Source organism: Actinosynnema sp. NPDC002837 (genome assembly GCF_040295345.1).
Classification (GTDB): domain Bacteria; phylum Actinomycetota; class Actinomycetes; order Mycobacteriales; family Pseudonocardiaceae; genus Actinosynnema.
In genome coordinates this window covers 105,917-126,211 of sequence record NZ_JBEOVG010000006.1, presented here as the reverse complement: position 1 = coordinate 126,211, position 20,295 = coordinate 105,917, and the positions used below count along the sequence as shown (strand labels likewise).

At 72.6% G+C, this 20,295-nt stretch carries 19 protein-coding genes and 1 pseudogene; 18 read left to right on the top strand and 2 right to left on the bottom strand.

Annotated elements, in window-relative coordinates; all coding sequences use genetic code 11:
• Positions 1–10: 10 nt before the first annotated feature.
• The 10 genes and pseudogenes from ABTZ99_RS06885 (at position 11) to ABTZ99_RS06840 (ending at position 10,269) form a co-directional block, all read left to right on the top strand.
• Positions 11–895 carry an alpha/beta hydrolase fold domain-containing protein gene (locus ABTZ99_RS06885; protein WP_499608857.1) on the top strand — a complete coding sequence of 295 codons (885 nt, stop codon included), beginning with the start codon at positions 11–13 and terminating at the stop codon, positions 893–895.
• Positions 892–3,024 (top strand): annotated as a pseudogene (locus ABTZ99_RS06880) (family 78 glycoside hydrolase catalytic domain); the annotation flags it as partial. The gene ABTZ99_RS06885 and the pseudogene ABTZ99_RS06880, both read left to right, overlap by 4 nt.
• Entirely contained in the window at positions 3,016–3,333 is a 318-nt protein-coding gene (locus ABTZ99_RS06875) for an alpha-L-rhamnosidase C-terminal domain-containing protein (protein ID WP_499609035.1), read from the top strand. The pseudogene ABTZ99_RS06880 and the gene ABTZ99_RS06875, both read left to right, overlap by 9 nt.
• A gap of 8 nt (positions 3,334–3,341) precedes the next feature.
• Positions 3,342–4,796 carry an NAD-dependent epimerase/dehydratase family protein gene (locus ABTZ99_RS06870; RefSeq protein WP_499608854.1) on the top strand — a complete coding sequence of 485 codons (1,455 nt, stop codon included), beginning with the start codon at positions 3,342–3,344 and terminating at the stop codon, positions 4,794–4,796.
• Between the two features lie 94 nt (positions 4,797–4,890).
• Positions 4,891–5,280: a VOC family protein gene (locus tag ABTZ99_RS06865; protein WP_499608852.1), complete on the top strand. Its 390-nt coding sequence runs from the start codon at positions 4,891–4,893 to the stop codon at positions 5,278–5,280.
• 38 nt (positions 5,281–5,318) lie between these two features.
• Positions 5,319–6,068: an SDR family NAD(P)-dependent oxidoreductase gene (locus ABTZ99_RS06860; RefSeq protein WP_499608849.1), complete on the top strand. Its 750-nt coding sequence runs from the start codon at positions 5,319–5,321 to the stop codon at positions 6,066–6,068.
• An 84-nt stretch (positions 6,069–6,152) separates the two neighbouring features.
• Positions 6,153–6,839, top strand: coding sequence for a GntR family transcriptional regulator (locus tag ABTZ99_RS06855; protein ID WP_499608847.1), 687 nt, complete (start codon positions 6,153–6,155; stop codon positions 6,837–6,839).
• Between the two features lie 81 nt (positions 6,840–6,920).
• Positions 6,921–8,072, top strand: a complete 1,152-nt coding sequence (locus ABTZ99_RS06850) for an acyl-CoA dehydrogenase family protein (protein ID WP_499608844.1) — start codon at positions 6,921–6,923, stop codon at positions 8,070–8,072.
• Positions 8,069–9,082, top strand: coding sequence for an acyl-CoA dehydrogenase family protein (locus ABTZ99_RS06845; protein ID WP_499608842.1), 1,014 nt, complete (start codon positions 8,069–8,071; stop codon positions 9,080–9,082). The genes ABTZ99_RS06850 and ABTZ99_RS06845 overlap by 4 nt, the downstream gene beginning before the upstream one ends.
• Positions 9,079–10,269 carry a CaiB/BaiF CoA transferase family protein gene (locus ABTZ99_RS06840; protein ID WP_499608839.1) on the top strand — a complete coding sequence of 397 codons (1,191 nt, stop codon included), beginning with the start codon at positions 9,079–9,081 and terminating at the stop codon, positions 10,267–10,269. The genes ABTZ99_RS06845 and ABTZ99_RS06840 overlap by 4 nt, the downstream gene beginning before the upstream one ends.
• A 4-nt stretch (positions 10,270–10,273) precedes the next feature.
• Here ABTZ99_RS06840 and ABTZ99_RS06835 read toward each other — a convergent pair whose 3' ends face one another.
• Positions 10,274–10,873 (bottom strand): TetR/AcrR family transcriptional regulator, encoded by a 600-nt coding sequence (locus tag ABTZ99_RS06835; RefSeq protein WP_499608836.1) that lies wholly within the window; start codon positions 10,871–10,873, stop codon positions 10,274–10,276.
• Positions 10,874–11,047: 174 nt separating this feature from the next.
• On the opposite strand from ABTZ99_RS06835, the gene ABTZ99_RS06830 reads away from it, so the two are divergent.
• Together ABTZ99_RS06830 and ABTZ99_RS06825 are read left to right on the top strand one after the other, a co-directional pair.
• Positions 11,048–11,881, top strand: a complete 834-nt coding sequence (locus ABTZ99_RS06830; RefSeq protein ID WP_499608834.1) for an IclR family transcriptional regulator — start codon at positions 11,048–11,050, stop codon at positions 11,879–11,881.
• Between the two features lie 48 nt (positions 11,882–11,929).
• Positions 11,930–13,885: a flavin-containing monooxygenase gene (locus tag ABTZ99_RS06825; RefSeq protein ID WP_499608831.1), complete on the top strand. Its 1,956-nt coding sequence runs from the start codon at positions 11,930–11,932 to the stop codon at positions 13,883–13,885.
• A gap of 40 nt (positions 13,886–13,925) precedes the next feature.
• Here the strand turns inward: ABTZ99_RS06825 and ABTZ99_RS06820 are convergent, their stop codons facing one another.
• A complete protein-coding gene (locus ABTZ99_RS06820; protein ID WP_499608828.1) occupies positions 13,926–14,717 on the bottom strand; it encodes an enoyl-CoA hydratase/isomerase family protein in 792 nt (263 codons plus the stop codon).
• A 128-nt stretch (positions 14,718–14,845) separates the two neighbouring features.
• On the opposite strand from ABTZ99_RS06820, the gene ABTZ99_RS06815 reads away from it, so the two are divergent.
• From ABTZ99_RS06815 to ABTZ99_RS06790, 6 genes are all read left to right on the top strand, one after another.
• Positions 14,846–15,256, top strand: coding sequence for a nuclear transport factor 2 family protein (locus ABTZ99_RS06815; RefSeq protein WP_499608825.1), 411 nt, complete (start codon positions 14,846–14,848; stop codon positions 15,254–15,256).
• Positions 15,257–15,360: 104 nt separating this feature from the next.
• Entirely contained in the window at positions 15,361–16,515 is a 1,155-nt protein-coding gene (locus tag ABTZ99_RS06810) for a serine hydrolase domain-containing protein (RefSeq protein ID WP_499608822.1), read from the top strand.
• On the top strand, positions 16,512–17,375 hold the full coding sequence (locus tag ABTZ99_RS06805) for an SDR family NAD(P)-dependent oxidoreductase (RefSeq protein WP_499608819.1): 864 nt from the start codon (positions 16,512–16,514) through the stop codon (positions 17,373–17,375). The genes ABTZ99_RS06810 and ABTZ99_RS06805 overlap by 4 nt, the downstream gene beginning before the upstream one ends.
• Positions 17,376–17,386: 11 nt before the next feature.
• The gene (locus ABTZ99_RS06800) at positions 17,387–18,331 is read left to right on the top strand and encodes an alpha/beta hydrolase (RefSeq protein ID WP_499608817.1); all 945 of its coding nucleotides are present in this window, start codon (positions 17,387–17,389) and stop codon (positions 18,329–18,331) included.
• 36 nt (positions 18,332–18,367) lie between these two features.
• On the top strand, positions 18,368–19,288 hold the full coding sequence (locus ABTZ99_RS06795; protein WP_499608815.1) for an SMP-30/gluconolactonase/LRE family protein: 921 nt from the start codon (positions 18,368–18,370) through the stop codon (positions 19,286–19,288).
• A 99-nt stretch (positions 19,289–19,387) separates the two neighbouring features.
• Positions 19,388–20,293 carry an SDR family NAD(P)-dependent oxidoreductase gene (locus ABTZ99_RS06790; protein WP_499608812.1) on the top strand — a complete coding sequence of 302 codons (906 nt, stop codon included), beginning with the start codon at positions 19,388–19,390 and terminating at the stop codon, positions 20,291–20,293.
• Positions 20,294–20,295 lie beyond the last annotated feature (2 nt).

Here is a 20,295-nt window from a genome sequence, read left to right as displayed (position 1 = left end):
CGAGGAAGTCATGCCCAGCAACGCTTTCCACCAGGTCGTCGACTGGATCCGCGACGCCGCCGAGCCGGCCGACCTGGCCGCCGAGCGCGCCGACATGGCCGATCTCGGCGCGCGCTACCCCGGTGTCCCCGGCGTGGTCGACGAACCTCGGCCCGCCCTGCGTCCCGGTTCCCACCTGATGACCCCGGACCAGCCGCGCGACGACTTGGCGATCATGCTCGTGCACGGCGGCGGGTTCCGCTCCGGCAACGCGACGGTGCTGCGGACGCTCGCCGCGCACCTGGCCTTGGGTACGCGGGCCCGCGTGCTCCTGCCCGAATACCGGCTGGCCCCCGAGAACCGGTACCCGGCCGCGCTCGACGACTGCCTCCACGCCTTCGACCACGCCACGACACTGGCGCCCGACGTGGTGGTGGTCGGCGAATCCGCGGGCGCCAACCTGGCCGCGGCCGTCCTGCTGCGACGCCGTGAGCAGGCGCGGGCCGGTGTGCTGCTGACGCGGGTGTTCGACCTGCGCGAGGAACGTTTCCACACCGGCAGTTGGGTCGAGCGCGACGAGACCGAGTACGTCCTCAAGGCACATCTCGGACCACAGATGCGGGTCGACTACCTGGGTGACCACCCCGCCGACGACCCACTGGTCTCGCCGGTGCTCGCCGACCTGCGCGGACTGCCACCGCTGCTGATCCAGGCCTCCAGCGCCGAACGCCTGCTCGACGACTCCCTCACCCTGGCCGCCAACGCCGCCCGCGCCGGCGTCCACGTCGAACTCGACGTCTGGCCGCACATGTTCCACGGCTGGCAGATCGCCGCGGGGTTTCTGCCCGAAGCGACCGAGGCGGCGACCCGCATCGCGTCTTTCGTGAACCGCATGGCGGAAGGGATCCACCAGTGACCGCACCCACCCGTTTGCGTGCCGAACACCTGGACAACCCGCTGGGCACCGACGTCGCCGCGCCGCAGTTGTCCTGGTGGCTCCCCGCCGGTTCGACCGAGCAGTCGGCGTACCGGATCCGCACCGGCGACTGGGATTCCGGACGGGTGGACGGCGATCAGCACGTCCTGGTGCGCTACACCGGCCCCGAGCCCGGACACCGGCCCGCACACCTGTTCCGGCGGGACTTCGCGGTAGCACAGCCCGTCGTCAGCGCCCGCCTGTACGCCACAGCACACGGCATCTACGAAGCGTTCCTCAACGGAGAGCGCGTCGGCGACCAAGAGCTGACACCGGGGTACACCGCGTACCGGGACGTGTTGCACGTCCAGATCTACGACGTCACCGACCTGCTCCGCGCGGGCGAGAACACCGTGGGCGCCATCGTGTCCGACGGCTGGTTCCGCGGGCGCACCGGCGCGATGCGAATCCCGAACTCGTTCGGCGACCGCACGGCGCTGCTGTGCCAGTTGCACCTCGTGCACGCGGACGGGTCCACGACCGTGCTGGGTACCGATTCGTCGTGGACGACCACACCGGCGTGGATCACGGCCGATCCGATGGACGGCCAGACAGCGGACCTGCGACAGGCGATGCCGGGCTGGTCCACTCCCGGTTACCGGGATGCCTCGTGGTCCAGGGCCACCGTCGTCAGCGGCGGACTCTACGACGACTTCGCCCGGCTCACCGCCTCGCCGGCCCCACCGGTGCGGCGGATCGAGGAACTGGTACCGGTCTCGGTCACCCGGCTGCCGTCGGGACGGCAGGTCGTCGACCTCGGGCAGAACATCAACGGATGGCTCCGATTGGACGTCTCCCTGGGCGACCACCTCGTGCTGGCCCATGGCGAGGCACTCGGCCCGGATGGCGAACTGACCGTCGACCACCTGCGCGGCGTCGACTGGCAGACCCGCGAACCGCTCTCCGCGGGCCAGGTCGACCAGGTGACCTCCGGCGGCCGGCCGGACGAGGTGTTCGAACCGCGGCACACCACGCACGGTTTCCAGTACGCAAGCGTGGAAGGCGCGTCCCGTCCGCTGACACCCGACGACGTGCGAGGCGTGGTCGTGCACACCGACCTCCGCCGCACCGGCCGGTTCCGGTGCAGCGACGAACGGATCAACAAGCTGTACGAGGCCGCGGTGTGGAGCTTCCGCGAGAACGCCTGTGACATCCCAACCGACTGCCCGCAACGCGAACGGGCCGGCTGGACCGGCGACTAGATGCTGTACGTGCCCACCGCCGCTTTCCTCTACGACGTGGCGGGGTTCTCGGTCAAGTGGCTGCGGGACCTCGCGGTCGACCAGTGGGACGACGGCTGCCTGACCAACTTCGCCCCCGACCCGGGCGGGCGCGCCGTCCAGCACCTGCCGGCCGAGGTCCTGGACCAGTTCGCTGGATTTTCCGGTTGGGGCGACGCGTCGGTGGTCGTGCCGTGGGAGCTGTACCTGGCCTACGACGACCTCGACGTGCTCGACGAGTTCCGCCCGATGATGACCCGCTGGGTCGACTTCGCCGCCGAACGCGCCCGCACCCGAAGCCACCCCAGCCGCACGCTCCGGGCGCCACACCACGAATTCGTGTGGGACGGCGGCTTCCACTGGGGTGAGTGGTGCGAGCCGGACGTCGACGAAGAGGCCTTCCGCACCGCAGACCACGGCGCGGTGGCCACCGCGTACCTGTACCGCTCGGCCTCGCTCGCCAAGGTCTGCGCCCTCACCGGGCACAACCACGACGCCGACCGGTACGCGCTCCTCGCGGCGAGCGCGCTCGACGCCTGGCGCACGGAGTTCATCGCCGCCGATGGCTCGTTGATCCCGAACACCCAGGCCACGTACGTACGGGCACTGGCTTTCGGCTTGGTGCCCGACGATCTGCGCGTGGCCACGCCGGACCTGCTGCCCGTGCTCGCGGACACCGGACACCTGGACGTGGCCTACGAGTTGGTGTTCCAGGACACCGCACCGTCGTGGCTGACCATGATCGACCGCGGCGCGACGACGATCTGGGAGCACTGGGACGGCCTCGACGAGCACGGCACCCCGCACGCCTCCCTCAACCACTACAGCAAGGGTGCGGTCATCTCGTTCCTGCACCGCTACACCGCGGGTATCCGGCTGCGCGAGGATTCCCCGGGGTACGGCCACTTCGAGGTGTGCCCCCAGCCGGGCGGCGGCCTGACCTGGGCAGAGGCCGCATTCGACTCCGTGCACGGGCGCATCGCCACACGTTGGCACATCACGGACGGCCGCTTCCACCTGTCCGTCACCGTCCCGCCCGGCACAACCGCGACCGTGACGATGCCGGACGGCCGAACCCACACCGCCGGCCCCGGCACGCACGTGGACAGCTGCGACATCCGCATGCCGCTCGACACCAGCTCCGTCTCAATGAAGTGAGGTCGTACGTGCGAAACAAGCGGACCCGTGTCTTCCTCACCGGTGCCACGGGCAACTGGGGCCGTGCGGTCCTCGACGAGTTCCGCGAACGGGCCGACCGCGTGGACGTCGTGGCACTGGTCCTGCCCGGCGGGCGGGACACCGAGGTGGTCCGCCGCTACGCGGACATGGAGAACCTCGAGGTCGTCCACGGCGACCTGACCGACTACGACGTGGTCGAACGCTGCGTGCGCGGCGCGGACTTCGTGCTGCACGTCGGCGCGGTGGTGTCGCCGTTCGCAGACGACCGCCCGGAACTGGCACACCGGGTCAACGTGGGCAGCATCCGCAACATCGTCCGTGCCGTGCGCGCCCAACCCGACCCCGGGCGCACCGCGGTCGTCGGCATCGGCTCGGTCGCGCAGACCGGTGACCGCAACCCGCCCCACCACTGGGGTCGCGTCGGCGACCCGTTGCGCGTCTCCCGCTACGACGAGTACGGGCAGACCAAGGTCATCGCGGAGAAGGAACTGGTCGACTCCGGTCTGCCCCGGTGGGTGTGGCTGCGTCAGACCGGCATCTTCCACCCCGGCATGCTCCAGATCCGCGACCCGATCATGACGCACTCCACGCTCGGCGGTGTCATGGAATGGGTGTCGGTCGAGGACGCCGCCCGGCTGCTGGCCAACGTCTGCGGGCCCGACGTGCCCGAGGAGTTCTGGGGTGGTATCTACAACATCGGTGGCGGCGAGGCGTGGCGGCTGACCAACTGGCAGCTCCAGGAGCGCATCAGCGCGGCGCTCGGTGTCGACGATCCGAGGCGCTGGTACGACCGGAACTGGTTCGCCACCCGCAACTTCCACGGCCAGTGGTACACCGACTCCGACCGGCTGGAGGAGCTGGTCCCGTTCCGCGGTGACAGCTTCGACGCCGCCCTCGACCGGGCACTGCGCGCCAACCCCTCGTTGACGATGGCGGGTCGGATACCGACGTGGGTGGTGAAGAACTTCGTCATGAAGCCGCTCACCCGCAAGCCGCGGGGCACGATGGCCTACGTCCGCGCCCGGGACGAGGACGCGATCGCGGCCTACTACGGCTCCCGCAAGGAGTTCGAGGCCATCGGCGGCTGGGACACCTTCCGGCCCGTCGAGCCGGACCGCACGCCCTCCCACCTCGACCACGGCTACGACGAGGACAAGGATCCCGCCCGGTGGACGGCGGTGGACTACCGCGACGCCGCCGCGTTCCGCGGGGGAGAGCTGCTCTCGCCCGACGCGGTGAGAGGTGACATCGCCACCCCGCTGTCGTGGCGGTGCGCGTTCGGCCACGAGTTCACCGGCAGCCCCCGCCTGGTCCTCACCGCGGGGCACTGGTGCCCCGAGTGCGTCAAGGACGTCGCCGGCTACCCGTGCCAGGCCGACCGCAACCCCTTCCTCGCCCAGCTCGAACCCGCGCACGCGCCGCACGACCGGGTATCGGGATGACCCGGACTCCCGCTCAGTGGAACACCGGCCACCGAGCCGGGGCCCCGGCGGCTCTACTGCACTCGTCGCGACACACCACTACCCGGAGGGGTCCATGAACGGCGATGGGCAGTTGACGTTCGTCAAGGTCGTCGTGGACGACCTTGACGCGCAGGCCGGGTTCTACCGCTCCGTCCTCGCGCTGGCGGTCGTGCACCGGCTGTCCGGCGGTGAGGGCGAGGGCCGCTACGAGCAGCTCGTGCTCGCCGGGGCCGGTGCGGGGCCGACCGTGCTGCTGGTGCGCTACCCCGATCGGGCCGTTCCACCGGCCGGCGAGGTCGTGCTCGGCTTCGGTGTCGCCGACGTCGACGAGGTCGTGCGCGCCGCCGTGGCGGCCGGTGGCTCTGTGCGCGTCGAGCCCAGGGCGCTGCCCGGGACCGGGATGCGGGTGGCCGTGGTGACCGATCCGGAGGGTCACGCGCTGGAGCTGGTGCAGGGCTCGTGAGAGCTGTCGCGACGACCACGACGCACGGGAAGAGGACGATGATGTTCGATCTGTCGGGCCACGCGGCCCTGGTCACCGGAGCCGGTCAGAACGCGGGCGCGGGCATCGCCCGCGCCCTGGCCGCACGCGGCGCGGCGGTGGCGGTCAACGACCTGGTCGCGGAGCGGGCCGAGGCGGTCGCGGAGGAGATCGTGGCGGCCGGTGGCACGGCGGTGGGGGTGCCGTTCGACGTCACCGACCGCGAGGCGGTCAAGGAAGCCGTGGCGCGCGCTCGCGAAGGGCTGGGGCGGTCGGTCGACATCATGGTGCACAACGCCGGCATCGCCGCCGACTTCGGACAGGGGCACTTCCGCACCCTCGACCCGAGCCGGTGGCGCGCGCCGATCGAGATCAACCTGTTCGGCGCGATGAACTGCGTCTCGGCGGTCGTGGACGACATGTGCGAGGCCGGTTGGGGGCGCATCGTGCAGATCTCCTCCGGCGCCGCCCGCACGGGCTCCGACCAGGGCCTGTCGCTCTACGGAGCGGGCAAGAGCGGGGTGGAGGGCTTCATGCGGCACCTGTCGCAGGAGCTGGCGCCCTCCGGTGTCACGGTCAACACGCTGGCCCTGGGGCTGCAGACCAACGCCGCCGGGGCGGCCACCGAGGTGTTCGCGCAGAAGATCCCCACCCGCCGGCTGGGTACGCCCGAGGACGTCGGCGCTGCCGTGGTCTACCTGGCCTCGGAGGAGGCGTCCTGGCTGACGGGGCAGATCCTCGACCTCAACGGCGGCAGCGTCACGTCCTGACCGGTGGGGTGGGCGGAGCCGGTGCGCCGTCGCCCGCCCACCCGGCCGCGCACCGTACGGTGGTGCGGATCGTGAGGAGTGCCCATGCCCGCCAACAGCAACGCCGGCGCCGCGGACCAGGCCGTGTCGCGCGTGGTCGACGGCATCAAGCGGATGATCGTCTCGGGTGACCTGCTGCCGGGTCAGCAGATCCGACAGGAGCGGATGGCCGCCGTGCTCGGGGTGAGCCGGCTACCGGTGCGCGAGGGCCTGCGGCAGTTGGTCGCCGACGGGCTGGTGGCGCACGAGCACAACGTGGGCTTCGCGGTGGCGCGGTTGAGCCGCCCGGAGTTCGACCAGGTGTACCTGATGCGGCGGCTGCTGGAGACCGAGGTGATCCGCAGCCTGCCGCGGCCGGACGCCGGGCAGCTGGACCGGATCGGGTCGCTCGCCGAGGACGTCGAACGGGCCGCCGCCGAGCTGGACCTGCCCCGGATGCGGGAGGCCAACAGCGCCTTCCACCAGGCGATCTTCGGGTTGAGCGGGCTGAACCTGGTGGTCGCCGAGATCAACCGCATCTGGACGCGGGCTCTGCCCTACCACGCGGTGTACCTCTACGACGAGGGCGCCCGCACCCGCATCCTCGCCGAGCACCGGGACATGCTGGCCGCGTTGGGCTCGGGCGACCTGGAACGCCTGGTCGAGCTGATGGACACCCACCGCGAGGGCTCGGAGGCGCAGCTGTCGTTGATGTTTCGAGCCGGTGCGGCACCCCGACCGTCGGCCGGGTGAAGCGTCCACTCAGCGGAACGTCAGATACAGGATTGGATCCAATTTTCTAGTCTGGCCTGGACCCCCGAGAGAGGAGTCCGGGTGACAGCCACGATCGACCTCGCCGCCCACCGCCCCGGCGCCGCGGAGCTTCAACTCCGGGACGAGGTACGGCAGTTTCTCGACGACCAGCGCGCCGCCGGGGTGTTCCGGCCGCGCAGCGACGCCTGGATGTCCGCCGCCGACCCGACCTTCAGCAGGCGGCTCGGCGCGCGCGGCTGGCTGGGCATGACCCTGCCCGCCCGCTACGGCGGCCACGACCGCTCCCCGCTGGAGCGCTTCGCGGTGGTCGAGGAACTGCTGGCGGCGGGCGCGCCGGTCGCCGCGCACTGGATCGCCGACCGCCAGATGGCCCCCTCCATCCTGCGCAACGGCACCGAGGAGCAGCGGCTCCGGTACCTGCCGGGCATCGCCCGCGGCGAGTGCTTCTTCGCCATCGGCATGAGCGAGCCGGACGCGGGTTCCGACCTGGCCGCCGTGCGCACTCGCGCCCGCGAGGTGGACGGCGGCTGGGAGATCACCGGCACCAAGCTGTGGACCACCGGCGCGCACTTCGCCCACGCGATCGTGCTGCTCGCCCGCACCGACGGCGCACCCGGCGACCGGCACGCCGGCCTGTCGCAGTTCGTGGTGGACCTGCGGCACCCGGCGGTGCACGTCCGGCCGATCACGACGATCGACGGCGAGCACCACTTCAACGAGGTCGTCCTCGACCACGCCGTCGTCCCGGCCGGCGCGCTGCTGGGCGTGCGGGGCGCGGGCTGGCGGCAGGTCGTCGCGGAGCTGGCGCACGAGCGTTCCGGGCCCGAGCGGTTCCTCAGCACCGCGCCGCTGCTCCAGGCGTGGGCGTCGAGGCTGCGCGGGACGACCGACCCGGTGGCCGCCCGCGAGGTCGGGAGGCTCACCGCCCGCGCCTGGACGCTGCGGCAGCTCTCGCTGGCCGTGGCCGCGGCGCTGGCGGCGGGCCGATCCCCCGAGGTGGCGGCGGCCCTGGTCAAGGACCTCGGCTCGCGCTTCGAGGGTGACGTCGTGGAGACCGTGCGGCGAGTGGCGGGCGTCGAACCCCGACCGGGTGCCGACGGACTCGCGGGGCTGCTCGCCGAGGCGATCCCGCACACCCCGGCGTTCACCCTGCGCGGCGGCACGAACGAGATCCTGCGGTCCGTCGTGGCCCGCGGTTTGGGGGTCCGGTGAACGACGAGCTGCACGAGGAGATCCGCGCCGCCGTCGGCGCGATCCTCAAGGGACGCACGACGAGCGGTTTCGACGGCGCGCTGTGGAAGGACCTGGCCGACACCGGCTTCCACCTGCTGGGCGTGCCTGAGGAGGTCGGCGGCAGCGGCGGGGGACTGCGCGACCTCGCGGTCGTGGTCGACCTCGTCGCCTTCCACACCGCCGGGGCGCCGATCGCCGAGTCGGCGTTCCTGGCCGGGTGGCTGCTGGCCCGCGCCGGCCTGGACGTGCCCGACGGTCTGGTCGTGGCCTCACTCGACGAGATCGAGGCGCACCGGCGCGGCGGTCCGCTGCTGCTGTCGGGTCGGGCGGCCGTGCCGTGGGCGCGGCACGCCGACCACGTCGTCACCCTCGCCCGGGACGGTGACGACCTGTTCGTGGCCGTGGTGCCGGTCGGCGAGGTCGAGCAGGCGGAGAACCTCGCCGGGGAACCGCGTGACACCGCAGTGCTCGACGACGTCGAGGCCGTCGCCTCCGCACCGGTCGGGATCGACGCCGACGAGCTGCGGCTGAGAGGGGCGCTGGCGCGGTCGGTGCAGCTGGCGGGCGCGGCACGCGCGGTGTTGGAGTCCACCCGGCGGTACGTCGCGGAACGCGAGCAGTTCGGCCGCCCGCTGGCCCGCTTCCAGGCCGTGCAGCAGCACCTGGCCGCGCTCGCGGCGGAGGTCACCGCCATGCGGATCAGCGCCGACGCCGCTCTGCTCGCGGTCGAGGCGCACGACCGGGCCGAGGTCGCCGTGGCCGCCGCCAAGGCCACCGCGTCGGCCGGGGCGCACGTCGTGGCCACGATTGGGCACCAGCTGCACGGTGCGCTCGGCTACTCCGCCGAGCACCACCTCGGTGCGGCGACCGCGCGGCTGTGGTCGTGGCGCGAGGAGTTCGGCAACGAGGCCCACTGGCAGGACCGGCTGGCCGCCGCGGCGGCGGGGGAAGGTTCGTGGTGGTCGACGGTCAGTGGGGGCGCCCGATGAGCGGGGGAGCGCTGCGCGGCCTGAAGGTGCTGGACCTGAGCCGGGTGCTGGCCGGGCCGCTGTGCACGCAGATGCTCGCCGACCACGGTGCCGAGGTGGTCAAGGTCGAACCCCCGGCGGGCGACGAGACCCGCCGCTGGGGACCGCCGTTCGTGGACGAAGAGCAGACCACCAGCGCCTACTACCAGGGGCTCAACCGCAACAAGGCCAACATCGTGCTCGACCTCAAGGTCGGGCGGGCCCGCGAGGTGGTGCTTGACCTGATCGCCGGCGCGGACGTGGTCGTGGAGAACTTCAAGGCCGGGACCATGGACCGCTGGGGCCTGGGCTACGAGTCGCGGCTGGCCGCGCGGTTCCCGCGCCTGGTGTACTGCCGCATCACCGGCTATGGAGTGGACGGCCCGCTGGGAGGGGAACCGGGCTACGACGCGGTGCTCCAGGCTCACGGCGGGCTGATGAGCGTCAACGGCGAACCGGACGGCGACCCGCTGCGCGTCGGTGTGCCGATCGTGGACATCACCGCCGCGCACCAGGCGTTCGCCGGTGTCCTGCTGGCCCTGACCGAACGGGCGGTCAGCGGTCGCGGGCAGCTGGTGGACATCACGCTGATCGACGCCGTGGTGTCGCTGATGCACCCGCACTCCGCCGCCCACCTGACCTCCGGGGCGGTGCCGGCCCGCACGGGGGCCGCGCACCCGACCGTCGCGCCGTACCAGGTGTTCCGCACCGCGCGCGGCGGCAGCCTGTTCGTGGCTGCGGCCAGCGATGCCCACTTCGCCGCGCTCACCGACGTGCTGGGGCGGCCCGACCTGGTCGGTGACGCGCGGTTCCTGCGCAACCGGGACCGGGTCGAGCACCGCGCCGAGCTGCTGGCCCTGCTCGAACCGCTGTTCCGCGCGCGGGAGTCCGGCGAGCTGGCCGAGGCGCTGCGGGCGCGCGGGGTGCCCGCGAGCCCGGTCAACGACGTCGCCGCCGCGTTGGCCGCGCCGCAGGTGCGCCACCGGGGGATGGTGGTCTCCGACGGTGACTACCGGGGGATCGGCGTGCCGATCAAGCTCGGCCGCTCCACCTCGGTGCCGCCCCGCGCCCCCGCCGCCCGGGGAGCGGACACGGAACGCGTCCTGGCCGCCCTCGGCTACGGGGCCGACGACCTCGCGGCGCTGCGCGAGTGCGGGGCGTTCGGCTGAGTGGTCATCGCACGGCCGCGCCTGCCAGCACCATCCGCAGCGCATCGCGCAGCAGCGCGTCCAGGTCCTCGTCGGAGCCGGACGTGATCCAGTGCTCGAAGACGTGCCGGGTGGCGTGCACGACCAGGTAGGCGGGCAGGGTGCGGTGCAGCGGGTGCCCGCCCGCCGGCAGGCGCCGGTCCAGGTACCCCGCGATCACCTCGCACAGCTCCGCGTCGGCCTCCTGCCAGCGCAGCCGGTACTCCGGGGTGGTCACCATCAGCGTGAGGAAGCGCCGGTCGAACTCGCTGATCCGGCCGCCGGGCATGGCGGCGGTCCAGGCCGCGACGAGCGCCTCGACCGGATCGGCGGTGTCCGGGACGTCCCGCAGGGCGTTCGCGACGGCCTCGGCGGTGGCCCGGAACAACGGGCGCACCACGTCCTCCTTGACCGGGAAGTGGCGGTGGAAGGTGCGCGGGGAGACGCCGGCGGCCTCGGCGATGCGCTCGACCTTCGCCGAGGTGTCGCCGTCGGCCACGAAGATCTCCATCGCGGTGCGGGCGATCGCGGCGCGCAGCTCCTCGGCACGCCGCTCGGTCAGCGTCGGGCGCTCACCCTTGGCCAAGACGGCACCTCTTCGGAAGCCCGGCACCTGCGAGAACAGGAGTGGATGCAGGATCGTATGCGGAAAGTGGACACGATTTGTTTACACGATGACCGGGTGCGGCTAGGCTCACACCTGTCAGTTTCTGCCACATCGGCAGATTGTGCAAGAAGGCGATGTCGCCGGGAGGTGCCGATGACGACGGCCCGGAGCAACGACGCGCCCACCGCGATGATCGACCGGGTGGCCTCCCTGCTCCAAGTCTTCGACGGCGGCCACCGGCTCACCCTGGCCGAGGTCTCCCGGCGCGCGGGCCTGCCCCGCTCGTCGGCGCACCGCATCCTGGGCCGCCTGGTCGACCTCGGCTGGATCGAGCGCCGGGGCTTCGAGTACGCGTTGGGCATCCGCATGTTCGAGCTGGGCTCCCAGGTCGTGCGCCGCGACGGCGTGCACCAGGCCGCCCTGCCCCACATGCACGCCCTGCACCGCTCGACCGGGTTGACCGTCCACCTCAGCGCCCTGCAGTCGGGGGACGTGCTGCACCTGGAACGCATCGGCGGCTGGCCGGAGAAGGGCGAGGGTTGGCGGTTGGGCGCCCGGCAACCCGCCGTGCACTCGGCTGCGGGCCTCGCCCTGCTCGCCCAGCTCGACGACGCCGACTGGCCCGCCCTGACCTACCCCGCACCCGCCACACCCGGCGGGGTCCGCACCGAAGCCGACCTGCGCCGCGAGATTGATCGGGTACGTGATCGCGATGGCGTCGCGGTGGACGTCGAGGGCTGCTCCGCCGGCGTCACAGCGGTCGCCGCGGCCATCGGCCCGGCCGAGGACGGGCTGTCCGCGGCCCTGTCGCTGTGCGGACCCGCGACCGCCGTTCCCGTCGACCGGGCCGTCGCCGCCGTGCGTCGGGCCGCCACCGACATCTGGTACGCGGCCTCCGGCGTGACCCGCCTGCGCGGGCGGTCCACCCGTCCCGTCCACGCGGTCCTGCCGCTCGCCGACGCGTTGACCGCCGTCGCCCGCGGTTGATCGCTCACCCTTCGCTTCGCTCCACCACCACGAGGAACCGGTGTCCCGATGACCGTGATCGCCCACGACCAGCCCACCTACGTCGTCTCGCCCATGACCGGCGTCGACCCGGACGCCCTGGCCGCCGCGGTCGACGCCGCCGAGCCCGGAGCCCTGCTCGCCGCCCTGGTGCACCTGACCGGGGACACCGCGCTCGTCGACGAGTTCGAGGCCGAGCTCGGCAGGTACCGCGCCGCGGCCGGAGCGGCGTGGTTGGGCCAGTACCCGGAGGAGATCGCCGCCGAGGTCCGCGACCGGGCCCGCCGTCTGCTGGGCACCTCGCTCGTGCCGCGCCTGGGCGTTCCCGACGACGAGCTGTTCCGCCGGATCGCCGGGGTGTGCGCCAACGACACCGTCGACGCCGAGTACGTGGCCCACCTGCGCGAGCAGGCCGGGTTCGAACCCGCCCGCCGCGTGGTGCCGACGACCCGCCGCCCGCCGGAGGACTTCACCGTCGCCGTCATCGGCTCGGGCATGATCGGCCTCAACGCCGCGATCAAACTCGGCGAGGCCGGTTTCCGCTACCACGTGTTCGAGAAGAGCGACGACCTCGGCGGCACGTGGTCGCGCAACACCTACCCCGGCGCGGCGGTCGACACCCCCAGCCACTTCTACTCGTACTCGTTCGAGCTGAACCCGACCTGGTCGAAGTACTACCCGACCGGGTCCGAGTACCTGGAGTACCTGCGCGGCGTGGCCCGCAAGTACGACCTGCACCGCAACATCTCCTTCTCCGCCGAAGTGCTCGGCTGCACCTGGGACGAGGCCGACCAGGCGTGGACGCTCACCGTGCGCGGAGCGGACGGCGCGACGCGCACCCACCGCGCCAACGCGGTGGTCACCGCCACCGGCGTGCTCAACGCCGCCTCGATCCCCGACGTCCCCGGCGCGGAGACCTTCCGCGGTCAGACCATGCACACCGCCCAGTGGCGGCCCGAGGTCGACCTGACCGGTAAGAAGGTCGTCGTCCTCGGCGCCGGCTGCACCTCCGTGCAAGTCGTGGCCGCCGTCGTGGACCAGGTGGAGGCGTTGCACGTCGTGGCGCGCCAGCCCCACTGGGTCATCCCCGAGCGCGCTGTCGCCGCCGACGTCCCCGACGGCGCGCGGTGGGCGCTGGAGAACATCCCCTACTACCACCAGTGGTTCCGGCTCAAGTCCTACTGGTGGGCCGCCGACAAGGGTTGGCCGATCGCCCGCATCGACGAGGACTGGTACGCCACCCACGTCTCGGCGTCGCCGGCCAACGACGCGGTCATGCAGGTCTGCCTGGACCACCTGGGCCGCTCCTTCGCCGACCGCCCGGACCTCAAGGAGAAGCTGACCCCGGACTTCCCGCCGTTCGCCAAGCGCATCGTCAAGGACCCCGGCTTCTTCGAGGCGGTCAAGCGCGAGCACGTCACCGTGCACCGCGCCGCGTTCCGCGAGATCCGCCCCGACGGCGTGGTCACCACCGAGGGCGAGTTCATCGAGGCCGACGTCATCATCTGGGCCACGGGCTTCAAGCTGGAGTACCTGGGTTTCCTCGACGTCGTCGGCCGCGACGGGCTGAAGCTGTCCGAAGCGTGGGCCGACCAGGACCCGCGCGCCTACCTGGGCATCACCGTCCCGGGCTTCCCCAACCTCTTCGTCACCGCCGGCCCCAACGCCGCTCCCAACCACGGCGGCGGGCACAACATCACCAGCGAAGAGCATGTCCACTATGTCGTGGAGAGCCTGCAGTACCTGGTGGAGAACGACCTCACCGCGATGGAGCCGACCCGCGAGGCCACCGACGACTACAACCGCCGCGTGGACGAGTCGCTGGACAAGACCGTGTGGCAGCACGGCGGCACCGCCAACGGCTACTACCGCAACAAGAACGGACGCGCGTGGGTGACCTGCCCGTGGCGACTGGTCGACTACTGGACCATGCTGCGCGCCCCCGAGCCGCGGGACTACGCGTTCACCCCCACCGCGAGGGCCTGACGTGCCCGGGGCGTCGCCGGTGTCCGGCGACGCCCCGTTCTCACTCGCCGCGGAACACCGGCGCGCGGCGTTCCAGGCTCGCCGCGATGCCCTCGGCGCAGTCGGCGGTCTGCCACAGCCGGGCCTGCTCGGCTAGTTCGTGCTCCAACGCCTGACGGACGCGCTCGGGCAGGTCGGCCCGCAGCGTCGCCCGGATCGACCGCACCGCCAGCGGCGCCGCCGCCGCGATCTCCCGAGCCCACGCCAGCGCGGTCTCACGCACCCGGCCGGGTTCGGCGAGCCGGTCGGCCAGTCCGATGCGGACGGCCTCCTCACCGGCGACCCGCCGCCCGGTCAGCAGCAGATCGGTCGCAACCCGGCGGCCCACCAGGTCCGGCAGCGTCACGCTCAGGCCGAAGCCCTGGTGGAAGCCCAGCAGCGCGAAGTTGGCCACGAACCGCGACGACGGCTCGGCGACCCTGAAGTCCGCCGCGCACGCCAAGCCCAAGCCGCCGCCCACCGCCGCGCCCTGCACCGCGGCGATGGTCGGCGTGCGCACGTCGAACAGTTGCGCGGCCCGGCGGTACAGGCGTTCGGACACCGCGACCCGGTCCCGGTCGAAGCCCCCGCCGTCGCCGAAGTCCGCGCCCGCGCAGAAGTGCTTGCCCTGCGAGGCCAGCACGATCACCCGACAGGCGGGGTCGTCGTCGAGGGCGAGAGCCGCATCGACGATCCCGCCGATGAGCCGTTCGTCGAAGTAGTTGGCGGGTGGGCGCCGCATCTCCAGCAGCGCGATGCCGTCCCGCACGGACACCGACAGGTCGAGGTGGCCGTCGTCAGCAGAAGTCGTCACGCCCCGGAGGCTGCCGCACGGCGGTGGTACACGAGCCCGCTGTCCCGCTCACCGGGACGAGCGCCGCCGGGGCTGCCTGCGCGAGGCCACCATCACCACCCCGACATCGAGAGCGACGAGGAGAACCGGTGAGCACCGACCACAAGAGCACCGCCGACGACACGATGCGCATCGTCACCCTCCTCAACCAGTTCGGCCGCATGGCCGACGAGAACACGATCCCCGAGATCGGCGCCCTGTGCACCGAGGACGTGGAGTGGTGGATGCCCGAGGCGACGTGGCAGGGGCGCGAGGACGTGCTGAAAGGGCTGGAGTCGATGCGCGAGCTGGGGTACGCGGGTCCCGCCTCCCGCAACCGGCACGTCATCACCAACCACGAGGTCCACGTGGACGGCGACCGCGCCGCGGCGCACTCCTACTTCCAGCTCCTGTCCGGCGGCACGCCGTCGAGCATCCTCGCCGTCGGCTCCTACACCGACGAACTGCGGCGTGGCGACGAGGGCCGCTGGCTGCTCGCCCGTCGTCAGGTGACCTCCTGACCCGTCCACTGACCGGAACACCGAAGCCCCGCGCGGACGCCGGTTCCCTAGTCTCGTGCGACCCCGGGCCCGACTCCGCCGTTCGCCGCCGCACGAGGAGACCCATGACCGTCCCGCACGACGACCCACGCATCCACGCCGCGCTCGACCGCGCGCTGGAGCTGGGGGAGACCGGCATCGCCGTCGCCGCCTACCACCGCGGCGAGCTGATCGTCGACGCCGTCGCCGGGCTCGCCGACGCCGAGCGCGGTATCCCCGCCGACCGCCGCACGCTGTTCCCGGTGTTCTCGGTGACCAAGGGCGTCACCGCGCTCGCCGTGCACCTGCAGGCCGAGCGCGGCCTGCTCGACCTGGACGCGCCGATCGCCCGGTACTGGCCGGAGTTCGCCGTCAACGGCAAGGGCGCCACCACGGTCGAGCAGGCGCTGTCGCACCGGGCGGGCATCCCGCAGATGCCCGACGGGGTCACGCCGGAGCTGATGGCCGACTGGGACTGGGTGGTTGAACGCGTCGCCGCGTCCACCCCGCTGTTCGAACCCGGCACGGCCAACGCCTACCACGTGCTGGTGTGGGGCTGGATCCTCGGCGAGGTCGTGCGCCGCACCGACCCCGCCCGTCGGCCGTTCGACGCGTTCGTCCGCGAGGAGATCTGCGCACCGCTCGGCGTCACCGACTTCCACCTCGGCGTGCCCGACGCGGACCTGCCCCGGGTCGCCACCCTCTACGGCGGCAACACCCTCGCCATCGTCGACGAGCACAACATCAGCCCGCCCGCCGTGTTCCCCGGATCGGACGTGCACAACCAGCGCGTCGTGCAGCAGGCCGTCGACCCCGGTGCCGGGGCCATCGCCACCGCGCCCTCCGTGGCCCGGATCTTCGCCCTGCTGGCAGAAGGCGGCGAACTCGACGGCGTGCGGCTGCTGTCCCGTGAACGGGCCGCGTCCCTGACCCGACCGCGGCAGGACGCGCACGACCCGGACCGGGTGCTGACCATCCCGGTGTGGTTCGGCACGGCCGGCTACTGGCTCGGCGGCGAGCCGGGGGCGTCCGACCCGCTGGTGGGCGGGCACCGCGAGATCGTCTACAGCCCCGGTGCGGGCGGGTCGACCGCCTGGGCCGACCTGCGCGACCGCATCGCCGTGGCGATCTGCCACAACAACATGGACACCCCGGCGGTCACCGATCCGGAGACGACGTTCGCACCTGTCGTCCGCGCGGTCCGCGAGATCGTCGCCGACCGCGAGGAGAACACCCGATGAGCGACGCGAAGGCCCTGTTCGGCGGCGGTGTCGCCGTCATCACCGGCGCGGGTGCCGGCATCGGTGCGGGCCTCGCCCGCCACGCCGCGCTGGAGCTGGGCATGACCGTCGTGCTCGCCGACGTCGACACCGCCGCCATCGCGGCCCTGCGCGCCGAACTGGAGGCGGCCGGTGCCCGCGCGGTCGATGTCGCCTGCGACGTGCGCGACCCGGGGGCACTCGAACGGCTCGCCGAACGCACCGCGACCGAGGTCGGCCCGGTCCGACTGCTGGTCAACAACGCCGGCGTCGAGCAGTTCGGCTACCTGTGGGACACCCCGGTCGCCAACTGGGAGCGTCTGGTCTCGATCAACGTCAATGGTGTCTTCCACGGCATCCGCGCGTTCCTTCCGCGCATGCTCGCCGAGCCGGGCCGGTCGTGGGTGTGGAACCTGTCCTCGATCGGCGGGGTCGGCGCCGCACCCCTGCAAGCTCCCTACATCATGAGCAAGCACGCCGTGCTCGCGCTCACCGAGTGCCTGCACCAGGAGGTCGAGCTGGCCGGGCACGCCGGTCACGTCCACGTCCAGGCGGTCCTGCCGGGCGCGGTGTCCTCGAACATCTTCGAGTCCGCGGGCGCGGTGGAGGACGGCGACACCGCGGCGGCCGAGGAGCACCGCGAGGCCATGCTCAAGGTCAAGGCGCAGGCGATGGACCCGCTCGACGCCGCCCGCGTGTTCTTCGACCAGGCGGCGGCCGGTGAGTTCTACCTGACCTCGCAGCCCTTCGTCGTCGACGCCATGGCCGCCCGCGCCGACACCCTGGCCCACCGCCGTGCCCCGGTCCTGCTCCAGGGCGAGTTCACCGTCCCGGCGGAGTGAGGGGTGAGGTCATGACCGCGTTCCCGCTGGATCCCGACGCCGCGGCCATCGCCGCGGCCGTGGCCGACGTCCCGCCCATGCGCGAGCGGGGCATCGAGGCCGTCCGCGCGTCCCTGGAGGCCGCGCCCCACCCGCCGGACCTGCCCGTCATGGTCGTCACCGAGGACCGACTGGCCCTCGGTCCGCATGGTGACATCCCGCTGCGCGTGCACCGCCCCACCACCGAAAACGGCGCGCCGGTGATCGTGTACTTCCACGGCGGCGGCATGTGCATGGGCTCCAACCACTCCTTCGAACCGGTGGCCCGCAACCTGGCCCACCACAGCGGCGCGGTGGTCGTGGCGGTCGAGTACCGCCTGGCACCGGAGGCCCCGCCGCCCGCGCAGTTCGACGATGCCTGGGCCGCCACCGCGTGGGTCGCCGAGAACGCCGACGACCTAGGCGTGGACCCGGCGCGACTGGCGGTGGTCGGCGACAGCGCGGGCGGCACCCTGGCCGCGGCCGTCGCACTGGCGGCCCGCGACCGCGGTGGACCCGCCATCGCCTGCCAGGTGCTGATCTACCCCGGCGTGGACCGCGACCTGGCCGCCACGTCGATCACCCGCTACGCCGACGCCCCGATCCTGAGCCGCGACGACGTGCTCTACCTCAACGGGTTGGCCGACGCCGGGCAGGGCGTGCCCGACAGCCCCTACCGCATCCCGGCCTACGCCGCCGACCTGTCCGGCCTGCCCCCGGCGATCGTGGTGACGGGGGAGTGCGACCCGATCCGCGACTGGGGGGAGCGCTACGCCACGCGCCTGCGCGAGGCGCGCGTGCAGACCACGCTCACCCGCTACCCCGGCGTCCCGCACGGCTTCGTGCTCCAGGCCGACTACCTGACGCGCGGCCGGCTCGCCGTCGCCGAGACCGGCGCGCTGCTGCGGGCCAAGTTCGCCTACCCGCTCCCCTTCTGAGCGCAAAACTTGACCAAACTCATCCTTGGAGAAACCGTGTCCGACGCCGATCCCCTGACCGACGCGCGCGAAGTCGTCCCGCGTGAGCTGTCGCGCGGCTACACCTGGGCGGAGTGCCCGCGCTGGCACGACGGTGCGCTGTGGTTCAGCGACATGTACGCCCACCGGCTGGTCCGCCTTGACGCCGCCGGGGCGCCGGAGACCGTGCTCGACCTGTCCGACCGCACCTCGGTCAACGGCACCGAGGTGATCCCGGGCGGCTTCGGCTGGCTGCCCGACGGCCGGCTGGTCGTCACCTCGATGCACGAGCGTTTGGTCCTGGCCTTCGACGGCGAGCAGGTCACCGTGCACGCCGACCTGCGTGAACTGGCCACCGGGCCGGTCAACGACATGGTCGTCGACGCCGACGGCCGTGCCTACGTCACCCAGCTGGGTTTCGAGCTGTTCGCGGGCGAGGAACCGCGCGACTCGGCGCTGCTCGTGGTCGAACCGGACGGCACCGCCCGGGCGCTGACCGAACTGGGCGGTTTTGGCGGCGCCAACGGCATCGCCGTCAGCTCCGACGGCACCCGCGTGGTGACCGCCGAGGCGTTCGCCAACCGCATCACCGCGCTCGACCGCGACGCCGGCGGCCGGTTGAGCGGTCGGAGGGTGTTCGCCACCACCTCGTCGTTGCCGGACGGCATCTGCCTGGACGAGGAGGGCGGCGTGTGGACGGGTATGCCCTCGGTGCCCGCCGTGGCCCGCATCGTCGAAGGCGGGGCCGTCACCGACATCGTGCGCTTCGACCCGCAGGCGGCGCTGCCCCCCGCCTGTGTGCTCGGCGGCGAGGACCGCCGCACCCTCTACATCTGCGCCGGCTTGGACGTCCTGGACTGGGAGGAGTCCCGCCGGCAGCGCCGCGGCTCGATCTGGGCCGCCGACGCCGCGGTCGGCGGCGGCGCCAACCGTCCCTGACCGACCTGCGTCACATTACTTGACCAAACTCATGTATTCGGTAGCGTTGGGGTCGTGCTCAGGTGCGGCAGCGAGCGCGCCGAGCAGAGGGGAACACCCGTGGACACCCTTTCCTTCACCGGCCGCGCCGTGGTCGTGACCGGGGCCGGGCGCGGCATCGGCCGCGCCCACGCCCTGCTGCTGGCCTCCCGCGGTGCCTCCGTCGTCGTCGCCGACCTCGGCGCGCGGGTCGACGGCGGTGGCGTGGACGGCGACGACCCGGCGGGCGACGTCGTGGCCGAGATCCGCGCCGCCGGCGGGCGGGCCGTCGCCTGTCGCGCCGACATCTCCACCGAGAGCGGCGCCGCCGAGGTCGTCGGCACCGCGGTCACCGAGTTCGGCCGCCTCGACGCGGTGATCAACAACGCCGGCATCGTGCGCACCGCCCGCTTCGACGAGGTCGACACGCGGGAGTACCAGCGCCACCTCGACGTGCACTTCTTCGGCTCGCTCAACGTCTGCAAGGCGGCCTGGCCGCACCTGATCGCCTCCGGCAGCGGCCGCGTGGTCAACACCGTCTCCGCCGCCATGCTCGGCAACCCGCTGATGACCCACTACGGAAGCTCCAAGGGGGCGGTGTTCGGCCTGACCCGCAACCTCGCCCTCGAAGGCGCCGAGCACGGCATCCTGGTCAACGCCGTCGCGCCCGGCGCGGGCACCCGGATGGCCGAGAGCTCGGCGGAGTCGCTGGCGCCGGAGGTCATGGAGTACCTGCGCACGCAGCTGCTGCCCGAGCACGTCGCCCCGCTGGCGGCCTACCTGGTGCACCCGTCCTGCATGGTGACCGGAGAGCTGTTCAACGCCGCCGGTGGCACGGTCAACCGCGCCGTCGTGGTCACCACCACCGGCATCCACGACCCCGGCCTGACCGTCGAGACCGTCGCCGAGCGGTTCGGCGAGGTCATGGCCCTCACCCCCGAGGCGCGGCCCGAGCTGGTCGCCGTGCCCCAGCTGCCCACCGCTTGAAC

What these genes read in the sequence shown, in the direction of transcription:
- ABTZ99_RS06885 (WP_499608857.1), top strand. Translation starts at nt 11, where the DNA reads ATGCCCAGCAACGCTTTCCACCAGGTCGTCGACTGGATCCGCGACGCC.
- ABTZ99_RS06865 (WP_499608852.1), top strand. Translation starts at nt 4,891, where the DNA reads ATGAACGGCGATGGGCAGTTGACGTTCGTCAAGGTCGTCGTGGACGAC.
- ABTZ99_RS06860 (WP_499608849.1), top strand. Translation starts at nt 5,319, where the DNA reads ATGATGTTCGATCTGTCGGGCCACGCGGCCCTGGTCACCGGAGCCGGT.
- ABTZ99_RS06855 (WP_499608847.1), top strand. Translation starts at nt 6,153, where the DNA reads ATGCCCGCCAACAGCAACGCCGGCGCCGCGGACCAGGCCGTGTCGCGC.
- ABTZ99_RS06840 (WP_499608839.1), top strand. Translation starts at nt 9,079, where the DNA reads ATGAGCGGGGGAGCGCTGCGCGGCCTGAAGGTGCTGGACCTGAGCCGG.
- ABTZ99_RS06830 (WP_499608834.1), top strand. Translation starts at nt 11,048, where the DNA reads ATGACGACGGCCCGGAGCAACGACGCGCCCACCGCGATGATCGACCGG.
- ABTZ99_RS06825 (WP_499608831.1), top strand. Translation starts at nt 11,930, where the DNA reads ATGACCGTGATCGCCCACGACCAGCCCACCTACGTCGTCTCGCCCATG.
- ABTZ99_RS06810 (WP_499608822.1), top strand. Translation starts at nt 15,361, where the DNA reads ATGACCGTCCCGCACGACGACCCACGCATCCACGCCGCGCTCGACCGC.
- ABTZ99_RS06805 (WP_499608819.1), top strand. Translation starts at nt 16,512, where the DNA reads ATGAGCGACGCGAAGGCCCTGTTCGGCGGCGGTGTCGCCGTCATCACC.
- ABTZ99_RS06800 (WP_499608817.1), top strand. Translation starts at nt 17,387, where the DNA reads ATGACCGCGTTCCCGCTGGATCCCGACGCCGCGGCCATCGCCGCGGCC.